General features: G+C 36.2%; 12 protein-coding genes, 1 tRNA gene and 1 pseudogene. 3 read left to right on the top strand and 11 right to left on the bottom strand.

Annotated elements, in window-relative coordinates; translation table 11 throughout:
- Positions 1-18 precede the first annotated feature (18 nt).
- From HX004_RS02045 to HX004_RS02065, 5 genes are all read right to left on the bottom strand, one after another.
- Entirely contained in the window at positions 19-1,272 is a 1,254-nt protein-coding gene (locus HX004_RS02045) for a hypothetical protein (RefSeq protein ID WP_286440660.1), read from the bottom strand.
- 255 nt (positions 1,273-1,527) lie between these two features.
- Positions 1,528-1,612 (bottom strand) — tRNA-Ser (locus HX004_RS02050).
- Between the two features lie 5 nt (positions 1,613-1,617).
- The gene (locus tag HX004_RS02055; protein ID WP_286440661.1) at positions 1,618-2,646 is read right to left on the bottom strand and encodes an asparaginase; all 1,029 of its coding nucleotides are present in this window, start codon (positions 2,644-2,646) and stop codon (positions 1,618-1,620) included.
- A complete protein-coding gene (locus HX004_RS02060) occupies positions 2,636-3,772 on the bottom strand; it encodes a 1-acyl-sn-glycerol-3-phosphate acyltransferase (RefSeq protein WP_286440662.1) in 1,137 nt (378 codons plus the stop codon). The genes HX004_RS02055 and HX004_RS02060 overlap by 11 nt, the downstream gene beginning before the upstream one ends.
- 53 nt (positions 3,773-3,825) lie before the next feature.
- Complete coding sequence (locus tag HX004_RS02065) at positions 3,826-4,596, bottom strand: TatD family hydrolase (protein WP_286440663.1); 771 nt, start codon at positions 4,594-4,596, stop codon at positions 3,826-3,828.
- A gap of 80 nt (positions 4,597-4,676) precedes the next feature.
- Between HX004_RS02065 and HX004_RS02070 the strand changes: the two genes are divergently transcribed.
- Complete coding sequence (locus HX004_RS02070; RefSeq protein WP_286440664.1) at positions 4,677-5,114, top strand: retropepsin-like aspartic protease; 438 nt, start codon at positions 4,677-4,679, stop codon at positions 5,112-5,114.
- Between the two features lie 2 nt (positions 5,115-5,116).
- Here HX004_RS02070 and HX004_RS02075 read toward each other — a convergent pair whose 3' ends face one another.
- The gene (locus HX004_RS02075; RefSeq protein ID WP_286440665.1) at positions 5,117-5,686 is read right to left on the bottom strand and encodes a DUF3109 family protein; all 570 of its coding nucleotides are present in this window, start codon (positions 5,684-5,686) and stop codon (positions 5,117-5,119) included.
- 309 nt (positions 5,687-5,995) lie between these two features.
- On the opposite strand from HX004_RS02075, the gene HX004_RS02080 reads away from it, so the two are divergent.
- Both HX004_RS02080 and HX004_RS02090 read left to right on the top strand, forming a co-directional pair.
- Entirely contained in the window at positions 5,996-7,003 is a 1,008-nt protein-coding gene (locus HX004_RS02080; RefSeq protein ID WP_286440666.1) for an OmpA family protein, read from the top strand.
- 700 nt (positions 7,004-7,703) lie between these two features.
- Positions 7,704-7,799: pseudogene (locus tag HX004_RS02090) on the top strand (NAD(P)/FAD-dependent oxidoreductase); the annotation flags it as partial.
- Between the two features lie 656 nt (positions 7,800-8,455).
- Here the strand turns inward: HX004_RS02090 and HX004_RS02095 are convergent.
- From HX004_RS02095 to HX004_RS02115, 5 genes are all read right to left on the bottom strand, one after another.
- The gene (locus HX004_RS02095; RefSeq protein ID WP_286440667.1) at positions 8,456-8,839 is read right to left on the bottom strand and encodes a DUF805 domain-containing protein; all 384 of its coding nucleotides are present in this window, start codon (positions 8,837-8,839) and stop codon (positions 8,456-8,458) included.
- A gap of 282 nt (positions 8,840-9,121) precedes the next feature.
- Entirely contained in the window at positions 9,122-10,087 is a 966-nt protein-coding gene (locus tag HX004_RS02100; protein ID WP_286440668.1) for a PCMD domain-containing protein, read from the bottom strand.
- 3 nt (positions 10,088-10,090) lie between these two features.
- Positions 10,091-11,812 (bottom strand): phosphoethanolamine transferase family protein, encoded by a 1,722-nt coding sequence (locus tag HX004_RS02105; RefSeq protein ID WP_286440669.1) that lies wholly within the window; start codon positions 11,810-11,812, stop codon positions 10,091-10,093.
- Positions 11,813-11,822: 10 nt separating this feature from the next.
- Entirely contained in the window at positions 11,823-12,971 is a 1,149-nt protein-coding gene (locus HX004_RS02110; RefSeq protein ID WP_286440670.1) for a BamA/TamA family outer membrane protein, read from the bottom strand.
- A gap of 34 nt (positions 12,972-13,005) precedes the next feature.
- On the bottom strand, positions 13,006-14,199 hold the full coding sequence (locus HX004_RS02115) for an aromatic amino acid transporter (protein ID WP_286440671.1): 1,194 nt from the start codon (positions 14,197-14,199) through the stop codon (positions 13,006-13,008).
- Positions 14,200-14,245 lie beyond the last annotated feature (46 nt).

Here is a 14,245-nt window from a genome sequence, read left to right on the forward strand (position 1 = left end):
TGTTTTTTTTAAAAATATTTATAGACCAATTTCTGTAATTAATTCATCCTTATCTTGATCAGATAACCAAATTAAGAAGCCCTTGTCTACAATATTTAATTTTAAATTACTACTATCATAGTCAATAATAATTGGGATTGTGTTTTTTTTAACTTGTAATGATGCTATAGATTTCAAGGCTTGAGTTAAATTTCCAGGATTTAAATCTTGCTTTTTAGGATGCTCTGCTTGTAGTAGAATATTTATTTCATTTCTTTTGAGACCGATTTCTAATTTTTCAATATCTGATTTAAGTATTGCGTACATTATCCATTTATGCATTTCAAGTTCTGTTGATTGAAAACCTTCAGAAATATTTGTTAGCAAATTGTTGTATCGACCAGAATGCTGTGATATTACTTTAGAAATAATATTCTCAAGATTAGTACAATTGATAAGAACTGTTTGGTCAGATTGTTCTTTTATACCATTTTCTATACTTATTTCATAACAAACTTCTTGTACAATGTATACGTTATTTAAGCTTTTTTCTATTAACTTTATTTTTTCGTTTTCAGGAATAGTAATGTTTAATAATTCTTCTCCAGTAGCAATTAAATCTAATAAGTTTTGATCTGTCCATTCGTCTGCATTTACGGATTTTACTCTACCTGATAAGTCTCCATTCAATGCAATTAATCTATTTTCTTCAAGCCACACCCCAACTATTATGAATGTGAATTTTGAATTTTCATGAAAAGCCTTTAATTCTATAGCAAAATCTACTTGAGTCTCATCTTTCAAATAATGAAAATCTTCTATAACTATGTATTTGTTGAAATCTAGACTATTTAAAGCCTTGATAATGTCATTAATATCTTCTGGATCTAGCTCTAATGGTTTATATTCCTTTTCATTTCCTTTTTCACCTTCAAGTTCACTATCAAAATCAGCTTTGCCAAAGAGATTCCAACCAAAACCAACTCTGATTTTTGCTTTACCACTTATAGTTTTTGTTTCTGAGATTTGGACAGTGAATCCAGCTTGTTTTAATATATTTATATTAAGATTGTATAAATCCATTTTATTATCACAATGAACAGTGATATAATCTTTATCATTGAGATTCTTTTTTCTCAAACAAGTTTTTCCTTGTTTAGAACTTCCAAAAATGACAATGTGATGTCCTCGATCTAAGGAATCAATAAATATTTTATCTGCTTCTCTTTCAATGTAGTTTAAGGGGATATCTCTTTGAATGCCAAATACGTCCTTTGTTTGAAATTTATCCATTTTTTCACTTTATTGTTAATACTATTTTTATGTTTTGTTGAAATTATTTTTTTAAAAAAACTGTATAATGCTAAAATAAGTAAAAATTAGTATGCAACCTCAGAAAAAAACATGCAACCTATCTTGCAACCTCCAAACAATAAAACTACATATCCCTACAAATAGTAGAAAGTAAGGGTAAAATATACTAAGTATTGATTATAAGAGGCTTATACAAATAAAAAAACCACCAACATCCGTTGGTGGTTTTCCTTGCAGAGAGGAAGGGATTCGAACCCTCGATACGTTGCCGTATACACACTTTCCAGGCGTGCGCCTTCGACCACTCGGCCACCTCTCTCTATATTAAACTTCCATCTCGCCGCAAATTGGCGTCTCAAAAGCTAATTTAAAATCTTGAACATGGGGTTGAGCTAATAAAAACATCAACTTGGTAATCGCTGCTTCTGTCGTAATATCTTTACCCGAAATAACGCCAATCTCTTTTAATTCAGTACTCGTTTCGTATTTCCCCATCATCACACTTCCACTCGAACACTGCGTCACATTGACAATCTTCAGTCCTTTTTGAGTTGCACAACGCAACGTCTCTAAGAACCAAGGCTCTGTTGGAGCATTTCCCGCACCGTAAGTCTCTAAGATGATTCCCTCTAAATTTGGAATGGCTAAAATAGCTTCCAAAACCTGTTGTTGAATCCCCGGAAACAAACGCAAAATCATCACATTGCGCGACATCTTTTTGTGAACGGTCAGCGGCAAAGATAATGGTTTTTGTAACAATAACGAATGGTTGATGCGCAAATTCACTCCCGATTCTGCCAAATGTGGAACATTGGGAGAGGTAAAGGCATTAAATAGTTCCGCACTGACTTTAGAAGTGCGGTTACCGCGGTATAATTTATATTCAAAATACAAGCAAACTTCTTGGATTACGGGCGTGTTATCCTCTTGTAATGCCGCAATTTGAATGGCTGTAATTAGATTTTCCTTTGCATCCGTGCGCAAATCGCCGATTGGCAGTTGAGATCCCGTCAAGATGACTGGCTTGTGCACATTCTCTAACATAAAACTCAAAGCTGATGCAGAATACGACATGGTATCCGATCCGTGTAAAATGACAAATCCATCAAAGCGATCGTAATTGTCTTCTACGATACTCGCCATCTGAACCCATAAATCCGGTTGCATATCCGACGAATCAATCGGCACATCAAAGGAATAAGTTTCTATCGCACAATCCAACAAATGCAATTCGGGAATGCGCTCCACCAATTGATTAAAGTTAAACGCGCGCAAAGCACCCGTTTTAAAGTCTTTAACCATACCGATTGTTCCACCCGTATAGATTAGTAAAATAGAAGGCTTATTGTTCATCTTGTAACTTTAATTTATTCACTACAGGATTTGCATACATCGCTAAGAAGTTGTCCACCACTTTTTGCTCTTGTTTGTTGACGCGTAGTTCTAAACGACGTTCAAACAACTGTTTTTCCTTTTCGCTATAGCGATCGGAGAATTTATCCGTGTTGTTTAGAATGTCATAAGCAATATAATTCGTTGGCCAGAGGTGATAATTCGTAATAATCGAGTGATCAATCACCTGAGCTAAGGCTTGTAATTGTTTATTCGGTTTATCTGCAATGGCTTTAATCTGATCTAATTCCGTGTCAATCACATCCCCAACGTGAATGTGAATCCCTTTCTTTTGACCAATAATACCACTGTATAAATTGACGAAATCCTCATTTTTCTCTTTAATGTACGTCTCATTATTAGCAATCGCTAAGAGCTGTGGCATTTTTAAAGCATCAGTAGGATCGTATTCGTATGAAATAGAAACAGGAACAATTTTTAAATGTTTGAAGTAATCCATCAAATTTTCCTCTCCTGCGTCCATACCAATCATTTTTAAAACACCGGTATGAGTAGAATCATTGCCATCTTTTGTACGACCTTCACGCTGGGCAATCCATACGGAACGATTTTCTTCCACAATGAGTTGGTGAATGTATTCTGACATCAAACGAGAACTTTCTAAAAGCTCTCTTGGAGTTAGTTTTCTACGCACTAAGAAGTTGCGGTTTACTTTAGCTAAAGCCAGTAAAAACGATTTCTGTACTAAGTTGTCCCCAATAGCAGAAGCCGTCATGGTCAAGCCGTGATCCTTTAAAGTTACATTCAATAAAGATGTATCCATGATAATGTCACGGTGATTAGATATATATAAATAAGCCGTATCTTTTTCCAATTTCTCAAATCCAGAAGTAGAAAGTCCATTGGAACTTTTTTCTAGAATTCTAAGAATAGAGTAGTAAGCAAAATCTTCTTGAAATTGCTGAATGGAAGTCACTTTACTCAAATCTTCCATCCATTGCTGTTCGGTTTTATTTGGAAAAGTAAATCCCATTAACGCTTTGATCATAGGATGTTTAGAGATTTTTTGTAAAACCTCGTTTACTTCGTGATCGTGATAATGGCGTATTGAATCAAACTTAGACATTAGTGTTTTTAATATTTATGTAAACTTAAATGTTATGTTTCTATGTTTTACAATTATATACCAAATATTGCTTTTGAATTCGCAGTTGTTTGGTTTGCAATTGTTTCTAACGGAACTTCGTATATTTCAGCTAGCCTTTCAGCAATATTTAAAATATAAGCACTCTCGTTTCTTTTGCCTCGAAAAGGCACTGGTGCAAGATACGGAGAATCAGTTTCTAATACGATATGCTCTAACGGTATTTTATGTAAAAACTGATCAATTTTTCCGTTCTTGAAGGTTGCTACACCGCCAATTCCCAATTTGAGATTGTAACGCATCGCTTGGTGTGCTTGTTCTTCTGTTCCTGTGAAGCAGTGAAAAATACCGCGAAGCTCTTTGCCTTTTTCTAATTCCAAGACTTCAAAAACTTCATCAAAAGCATCTCTACAGTGAATGTTGATGGGCAATTGATATTTCTTAGCCAGTTGAATTTGCTGCTGAAAAGCTTCTTGCTGGATGGATAATGTGGTTTTATCCCAATATAAATCCACCCCAATTTCCCCAACGGCATAGTATTTCCGACGGGCTAACTCTTGTTCAACAAAGGCCAATTCTTGTTTATACGTTTCAGGCTTAACATCTGTAGGATGTAAACCCATCATCAAAAAAATGCAATTGGGAAACGCCGCTTCCAAATCAAACATCGCCTGCGCGTAGCTTGAATCGATAGCAGGTATAAAAAAACGCGTAACTCCATTTGTTATTGCGCGATTTATTGTTTCTTTGCGATCTTCCGCAAATGCATCTGAATAGAGATGTGTATGAGTATCGGTAAAAATCATGCTTTGGTAATATTCTACAAAGTAGTATCTTTCAAACTACAAAAGTACCTTATAAAAAGTATTAAAACTAAACTTAATTGATGGAAAACTATAAAGATTGGTTAAAAAAAGAACGCTATAAACAAATTCGCTTTAAAATAGCGCGAACAAACCACCTTTTTGTACGTGTAAAAGTAAATGGTGTATGGGGAGATTTTATCTTAGATACAGGGGCTTCAAACAGCTGTATTGACTTTCAAAGTATCGGCCATTTTAATTTAACTCCTTCGGATTCAGAAACAAGGGCTTCTGGAGCTGGGGCTAATGGGATGCTTACTCAAGTAAGTTACCACAACCATATTCAAATGGGACGTTGGAAAAAAGAAGACTTCAATTTCGTTTTGTTGGATTTGAGTCACGTGAATACTGCACTCACAGAATACAAAACCAAAAATGTACACGGAATTATAGGGTCTGATGTCTTTGCATTAGGTCAAGCAATTCTCGACTACGGACAACAGACCCTATATGTGAAATAAGTTTATTTTTTATAGTATTCTTTGGCAACTAATTCCAATTCTTCATACCATTCAGAACCGTATTTACGCGTCAAAGGATCTTTTAAAAATTTATATACCGGAACTTCTAACTCTTTTCCTAAGGCACAAGCATCACTGCAAATATGCCATTTGTGATAGTTTACTGCGGAAAAAGAAGAATATTCTTTGATTCGAATGGGATATAAGTGACAAGAAATGGGTTTTTTCCAATCAATTTTCTCTTCTAAATAGGCTTTTTCAATTCCACACAAGGCCATGCCCTTGTCGTAAATAACATAGGCACATTCTCCTCCGTGAATTAAAGGCGTTTCGTATTCGCCATCTTCTCCAATGATATACGTTCCCTGTTGCTCAATAGCCGCAATGCCTTCTGGACGTAAATAGGGTTTTACTGTTTCGTAAATTTCATCTAAAATAGCCGTTTCTTCCTTCTCTACTGGGGCTCCAGCATCTCCATCAATGCAACACTGACCTTTACAAGCCGTTAGGTTGCACACAAATTCTTTTTCTAATATATCTTCTGATACTAAGGCTTGACCGATTTGAAACATCTTTGTTTATTTTTTGAGGCTACAAAATTACAAATCTTTCATGGATATGATCGCTTTCCAGTTGCTGAACGTCTATTTTATAATGATACTAAATTAACTACTTGATTTATAGAGCATAGTTCAATCGATTTTCCCTGCTTAATAAGAATAGAACCCAAAGGGGAAAGGGGATTCAAGAAGATTTTGCTTTTTGTTTATGTAGGGGTACTTGGGGAAACATGAAAAAAAAATGATTTCTTAAAAGGGAAAATATTGCGTGTTTCAAAATTTAAATCGACTTTTAACGTATAAACCAAAGACTAGAAACAAATGAAAAAAATAGCTTTATTGTTTGCCGCGGGATTGACGTTGATTGCGTGTAAGCAGACACCAAAAGAAGGAGATGCAACAGGGATAGAACAACAAGAAGAGACAACCGCTACTGAAACTACCACAACACCAACGGAAGTGGTCGCTCTTGATTTGTCAAAGATTCCGTATACAACTGCTGATATTGGAGATTTCCCTTATTTAGCTTTGCCAAAAGGGATTAAAGAACTAAATAAACCTTTATTGAGGGATTTTGACGTTTGTCTTTTTCCTGTTAATGGGGTGATGACGGAAGTTGAAGGGAAATTGTATAAGGCCAATCTTACGGCAGTAAGTGGAGAACAATTTTCAGAGCGTTTCTTTAGACGCAGTATGGAGGATTATTTGAAAGCCATTGGGGCGGTTCAAATTTTTAATGGAAGTATTACCCAAGAAGAATACGATCGATACAATAAGTTAGATCCACATAAAGGAGATGAAGGGGATATGGGATATGCAGGAGAACCAATTTCGTTTTATGTTATTCGCCATAAAGAACAAGGGGATATTTACATTCAGTATGCGGCTAACAACGCAGGAGCGAAGCTGAATGTACTTCAGACAAAGGCTTTTGAACAAACGATGACCAAAATTACAGCGGATGAAATTGCGAAATCTTTAGTTGAAACAGGGAAGTCAATTTTGTACATCAACTTCAATCACGATCAATCGACAATCACTGCCGAAGGAGAAGAAGTGGTAAAAGAAATTACAGTGGCTTTGCAGAAAGATACCCAATTGACGATAGCCATTGAAGGACATACAGATAATGTTGGAGATGCCACACACAACAAAAAACTTTCTGAGGCTCGCGCTCAAGCAGTACGTACTGCTTTAATTGAACAAAAAATTGACGCGCATCGTTTGACTGCCCAAGGATTTGGTGCTGAACGCCCTTTAGTAGCAAATGATTCTGAAGAAAATAAAGCCAAAAACAGAAGAGTAGAACTGAGAAAAACGAATAAATAGACTAAAGGCTCCTGCAAAGGAGCTTTTTTTGTGACTGACGCTAATAGGATTCTCGTTTATGTTAAAAAGTTCTTTTTGAAGGGCGTTAATTTTAGGTAATATACAGTATAAGAGGAACTAAAGAAAGGAGTAGGAGAACAGTAGCTTTGAAAATAGGACTATTCAAGGAGGGAGAAGGAAAGGAGTTAAAAGTTCTCAAAACTGAGGGGTAGAAAGTGAAAACTGCTCTTTTTGTGCGCTTTAGGATCTCTAGAACAAGGTAAACATGGGGGCTATTGCGTTGTTAAATTATATAGTAGGAATGTTAAAGAGCTGTCTAGGTGATTTTTATTTTGTACTTTCGGACGATAGAATTAAAATCTTTTTAGAAATAATGAAAATATTCAGTTACATTATTATTGCATTTGTTGTTGCCTTAATCGTATTAAATATCACAATGCTTGATTTTAATAACTTATTTCAAGGGGACAGTTTGATTGCTATAATTGGTATTGTAGCATTATTATGCGCAGTTTGTATTCTGTTGATTTACAGAACTTCAAAGTTGATTGACGAGAAAACAAAATAAGTCACATAGATTGATTTATGTTGTTTTAATTATTGAAGGAGGCGTTTCAGGCGTTTCTTGTACACAAGTTTTGGGTAGCGCAGCTAAGAAACCTTCATGGAAGGAAAAAATATAGATCGCCTTGTCGCCTAAGGGATTTATGTAGCAGGTACATTAGCGGGACACCGCAGTCAACTTGCTATTGCAGCTGTTAGTGGTGCTGCTGTTGCAACCGATATCCTTATATAATGGAATGATGGTGTTGAAACACATAGCCATGACAGTATTAGAAAATAATAATATTAGATCATTTTAGTACCTAAAAGACATCCTTTGCGATGTCTTTTTTTGTTATCAATTATCAGTTATCAGTTATCAGTTATCAGTTATCAGTTATCAGTTATCGGATGAAATTTTCTGATTTAAGGCTATATTTTCTTTAATCGATAATCTAGCAAAAAAACAACTGGCAAAAAAGCAAATCTAAAAGGTTATCAGTTATCAGTTATCGGATAAAATTTTCTGATTTAAGGCTATATTTCCTTTAATCGGTAATCTAGCGAAAATACAACTGGCAAAAAAGCAAATCTAAAAGGTTATCAGTTATCGGATGAAATTTTCTGATTTAAGGCTATATTTTCTTTAATCGATAATCTAGCGAAAAAACAACTGGCAAAAAAGCAAATCTAAAAGGTTATCAGTTATCAGTTATCGGATGAAATTTTCTGATTTAAGGCTATATTTCCTTTAATCGGTAATCTAACGAAAATACAACTGGCAAAAAAGCAAATCTAAAAGGTTATCGGCTTACAAAAAAAGGGCAAGAAGCATCCAAAATGCTTCTTGCCCTTTTTGCATTACGATAAAAATTCAATTATAAAGTAGAAGGCCTATAAAACGGCGAACTATCTTTCACCCGCTTTAGGGTCTGCACCATATTCATTTGATCCTGCTGTGCCTTCAATACAAGCGAAATAAAGCAGAACTAAAGCACCGATTCCAGTTAATAATAACAGCATCCACCAACCACTTTTTCCAGTGTCATGTAAACGACGCGCTAAAAGCCCTAAGGAAGGTAATAAAACGGCTAAGCTGTAAATATAGCCTGTAAACCCAATTCCCATTGTATTAAGTATGGAATCTACAATACCTAAAACAATGGAGATAATTATACTCACTAAGGTAAATGTCCAGTATTCTTTACGTCTTACTCTTCCGTTGAAATCAGTATAGTGATTTTTTAAAATATTGATAAAGTTGTCTTTTAAAGTAGTAAAATTCAGTTCCATTTTTCTTTTTTTTATGTTTTCAGAGAACGAATGTAAAATTCTTTCTTCAAATCATCCTAAAAAGAACGGAAAGTTCACTATAAATGGGGAGATAGTTTTACGGTGAATGGTGAATAGTAAACCGTTGAAATGCTCTGATAAGTAAAACTGCTCTTGAATGAAAAGAAGTAGACAGTTAATGCATCCACCACATCACAAAAAAGCAAAAACACAAAAAGTTGTTTTCGATTAAAAGAGCATACATTCTTTAGTTAGAAAATTCACTTCTCTCTTCTCTCCATTTTATTCATACACCAAACCTACATTGTCAATCCACAAACGGCTATTTTCGTTACCGATATAGGCACCGCCATTACTAGAAGAGAATTGTACAATCAGATGGGTAACAGGGTCGCTAGCATTGCCCCAACCTTCTTCGATTATGGGAGTCATTTTTCCTTTGCTGTTTCGCGTGTAATCCGTGAATTCACCCGTACGTAGGGCCATTTCCTTTTGGTATATTGCTTGATTGCGGATATCTCCATAGTTGATTTTTAGTTGGAAATTGTTTTTCCATTCTTTTTCTGTAGAAGATAAGTTAAGCCAAGCCGTTCCCACGCGTTTTGCATGTACTTTTCCGTCTTTGTCTTCCCATCTATTTTGCAATAAAATGCGAATCTCAGCCTTGTCTTTTTGGTTCAAAACCGTTCCTTTTCCCATACCGTTTACTCGACTAGACGTACCCCCAGTCGTTACCTTATAATCAAATTGCAAGGCTTTCGGTTTTTGGGTAAAGGGGATTCCCGTTACGAGTTTACTCTGTGGGTTTTTGGTGTCAGTAATAGGTTCTATCATTTCACCCAAGAAAATAGTACCACTAGCCAAAACATTGATATTGAGCACTCCTAATACCTTGACACGTTCAATCTTGGTTTCAAGACGTGCTGCATAACCACTTCCTCTTTTTTCTGGAAAAACCGTCACGCTGCCCTTGGTGATTCCACTAACAACAGCCAATACAGAGGAGGTAGCCCAAGGAGAACGCGTGTTTTTATAAGGCGTATTGTCTTTCAACGTATCTTTGGTGTCGTTAATCGAATAGAGGTAACGCATATTTCCCCCAATCAAAAGAGATTCCTTAATCTCTCGCACTTGCCATTGGTTCATGTTGCCAAAAGGAAGTAATTCAAAACGCTCCTTTTGTGCCCAAAGACTCGTGGATAACAAAAGGACAGCCATCATAGGGATCATTCGCAAATAAGTCTTCATATTTTATTTTTTTAAATTCAGTTTTTTAATTTGTTCAAAGTCTTCTTCTTTTAAATTCATCTGCTGGTAAGGAACTGCCAAGTCATGGTCATTCAAATACAGCCGTGGAGTAGCTTTGAACTGGGGATTTACAAGAGAAAACGCTCGTTTTAAATAAGGTGTTTCTATTGCCGCCGCATCCAATAAGGTATGAAAAATAACATGGGTACTAATAGGAGCAGCTTGACGTTGCTGTGCCAATTCATATTGATGTGGATGTTCTTCGATAAACGAATCGGAAAACCACATAAAAAAGGGAATGTGCAATTGATAGTACGAAGGAGTTGGAGAGGAATGCAAAAACAAAGCGCGATCATCATCGAACAAATCTTCTCCATGGTCTGAGGTGTATAAGACCATGGTAGGTGTTTTTATCTGCTGTAAGGCTTGTAAGGTTGACGCCAAAAAGTGATCGGTATACAAAATGCTATTGTCGTAGGTATTGACCAATTGTTCTTTTTGGGAGCGACTTACCGCCGTTAAATTATCTGGGGTGAACTGCTGATAGGCGAGAGGATATCGCTCTTTGTAATTAAAGTGAGAGCCATAGCTATGTAACACAATAAAAAGATTGCCCTTCGTTTTTTCAATCAGATTTGTCATAATCGGAATTAAATCTTCGTCGGGTCGATTCACAGTTAAACGCGTTTTGGGATCTGTCGTGCGAATTGTTTGATAAATATCCGCTTCTTTGGTAAAGTACTCGATAAAGGAGTTGTTTTCAGATTGGTTGGACAAACAAATTGTCGTGAATCCAGCTTCTTTAAATGCTTGCGCAATTCCCTTTCTTTGATAAATTTCCTCGTAATTGGATGCGTTAACATCGGATAGAATCATCGAAACACTTTTGTGTGTTGTGTTGGATTGCGTTAAGGCATCGCGATAAAAAACAACGTTGCGCTGTTGAGATAAAAGAGGATTGGTCGGACGGTCATATCCGTAAACTTGCCAATTATGTGCTCGACTCGTTTCTCCTACAATCAAGACGAATAGCTCTCTTTGATCGTCTTTTTGAGTTAAGGTACTTTGAAAGGTGAAATCTTTGGAGGTTTCGGGGTAAGCTTGTACCTTTTTCCATTTGTTTATTGCAAAATTTAAATTGTAATACGCATTAATAGGGTATACATCTACCGTAAAAGCAAAGTCGTTTCGGTTGTTGTTTTTGGCTCCTAAAGATAGGAGTAAGGATCCAATCAAGAGTGCTAAACCAGTGTTGAATGCCTTATGACGAAAAAATTTAGGTAAGTATATTTTTCTCTTCCACTGTAGGATGGCCCAGATAATAGTGGGAATGTACAACAAACATACAAAGGCAATTGAAGGGAGTAAACTCCCGAGTAGTTCTGTGATTTCAGAAGTATTAGTCGTTGCAACATTTAGGTACATATCAACAGCAATCACATCCTCTCCAAACAAATAGAACAATACAATTTGAAAGGCGTGAATAAACAAGACGGGAAATAACAGGATTTGCGTACGCCCTATATTTTTAAATAGCGAAAATACAAGAACATATAAACTCAACGGAAATAAGAATACTGTTGCTCTTCCCAACAGATTGAGCGGTTGGAATAAAGCAAAATAAACAGAGGGCACCATATTTACTGCTAGGTAAATATAGAAGAGTGCCACTGCATTTGTACTGAGTCTACCCCATAGACTTTTTCTTTGTATTTTTTCACGCATAAACATTGTCTTAGAACGCTTCGTTTATATTAAAGTAGAAGCCACTTTGTCCTTTGGCGATTCCGTAGTCAAAACGGATATTCACTCGGTTTTTAAATTCCCAACGATAGCCTATTCCATAGGTTGGTAAGGCTTCTTTCCAGGAAACGTCTTTGAACCTATCGAAAATCGTACCAACTCCACCCCAAACGACTAATCCATGACGATTGTAAACTTTTTGACGTAGTTCAACTTGAGTGTTTAGTTCTTTTCTATCGCGGTATTGCCCAGAAAGGTATCCGCGCATTTGTCTAGGACCACCTAATTGAGCCATCATATTCCATGGAATATCGCCATTGTTGAAGATTCCATTGGCGTCAAAGGCTAAAATGGTCTTCGGCGCTAGTTGTTGAAAATACCGCGCAGTTGTCTCAATGCGACTGAAGTGAATATTACTACCTAAGGTTCTTGAATAAAAGGTTTGTTGGTATTGTAGAAAAATACCTTTGCTTGGGTTGGGAATAAAATCACGGGTGTCATAAGAGAAGATAAAACCACCTCCAACAAGAGTTGTGGTTAGATTCTCTTGAGGTTCAAATTCCATCTTTTCAAAATCACTTCCCTTGACATTCTGTGCCGCAAATGTAAACCCTACATATCCATTGTTGATTACTTCCGCTAAAAAGTCTGCTTTAAGGGATAGACGATATTCATTGTATTTGGAATACTCACCAGAAGCTCCTGCGTCATAACCAATACCATAGTATTTACTCGGCATATAGGTAAAGGACATATCCGAATTGATGCGGAATTTATCTTCAGGGAAAATAGTGCTATTTTCAATGCCAATGGAAAAGAAACCACTGGTGGTAATATTGGAATAAATTGAAACGTTAGAAGGAGAAAGCTCCAAGTTTTCTTGATCAAGACGGTACAAACCCGAAGCAACAAGTCCTAAACCTAATTTTGTGTCTACAGAATAACTGGGACCTCCAATAAAAGAAATGTCAAATTTACTTTGAGATTTATCTTTTTTCGCTTCTTCAAAATAGTGAACAATCCGCTCAAAAAACTTCTTCTTTTCGAGCGTATCTTTTGCTTTATCAAGTTCCGTCTGTGCATTAGTGCCCAAACAACTAAATAAAATCAATAAGAAAACGAAGGTGTTTATATTTCTCATGATTGATGTTAACGTGTTTTATTGTTTTGTTTTGTTAGTGTGCCAAGGCAATTTTAATCTGCGCATAAATAATGATTGCCGCTAGAATAAAAATTAAGGTAATCAAGATTAATTGTGACAGACTTATTTTTTGTTGGTGGTAGTTCATTGCTTTTAGATACAAGTACTGCGGAATGAACAAAGCTAAGATTACTCCGGCAATGGCAGCATAACCTAGAGCAAGAATGAATCCCTCTGGATAAAATAATGCGAACAATAGAGGTGGAATAAAAGTCAATAATCCAGCCATACTTGTTGTTATGATTCCCTTTGTTTTAGGCTTCAGTACATCTTTGTAGTAATCAAAGAGACCAATGCTAACCCCTAAAAAGGAAGTCCCCAAGGCCGTAGCAGCGAATAAGCTAAACAAAGTTTCGATATTTGCGGAATGTGTCATTTCACGGATGCTCAATATCAATCCTCTTAGTTCAGAATTTTCATTTAAAATTTGCATGAATCGCGTTTGATCAATACTTCCCAATACGACAATTTGCCAAATGAGATAGATGATGAGGGGAAGTAAACTGCCTAAAATAAAAGCGAGATTCAGCTGTTTTTTGTTGCCTCCAAGGTAATTGACGATGCTGGGAATACTACCGTGAAATCCAAAGGAAGTAAAAATTGCAGGAATAGCAGTTACCGTAAGCCCAATGGATAGAGGGGCATGTAATAGATTTGCATGATGAATAAAAGGAAACAACAAGACGACGAGTAAAACCAAGAAAATGAGCTTGGCAATAAATAAGCCTCGCGTTAACCAATCCACCCATTGAGTCCCAATGACGACAATCCCCCCAAATAGAAGTGAAAATAACAAGATGGCGATGCGTGTATCAAAATGCGTGTCAAACAATAAATCGATATTTGTTTTGAGAATTGTCCCCCCTCCAGACATATAAGCAGCCGTAAGTCCATAAATCAAAAACATCAGACTAAATCCTGCGAGCTTATTGATGAAAGGACCAGCATATTTTTTGGTTAAGGTATTGAAACCATCCGTTGGTTCGTTGTAATCGTAAATTCGAACCATAAGTAAAGCAGTATAGCACATGGCGAACCAAATAATAAACAGCAATAAAGTGGTTCCCCAAAACCCGACACCTGCTGAGGTTATGGGCATAGCAAGCATTCCTCCTCCAATACAAGAGCCTGCGATAATTAAGATACTACCAAGTAATTTACTGTTCATTGCGTTTAAAATTTAGACGAAACACAAAGATAAAAAAGCTTTTGGG

This window comes from Myroides sp. 1354 (assembly GCF_030324495.1).
GTDB lineage: Bacteria > Bacteroidota > Bacteroidia > Flavobacteriales > Flavobacteriaceae > Flavobacterium.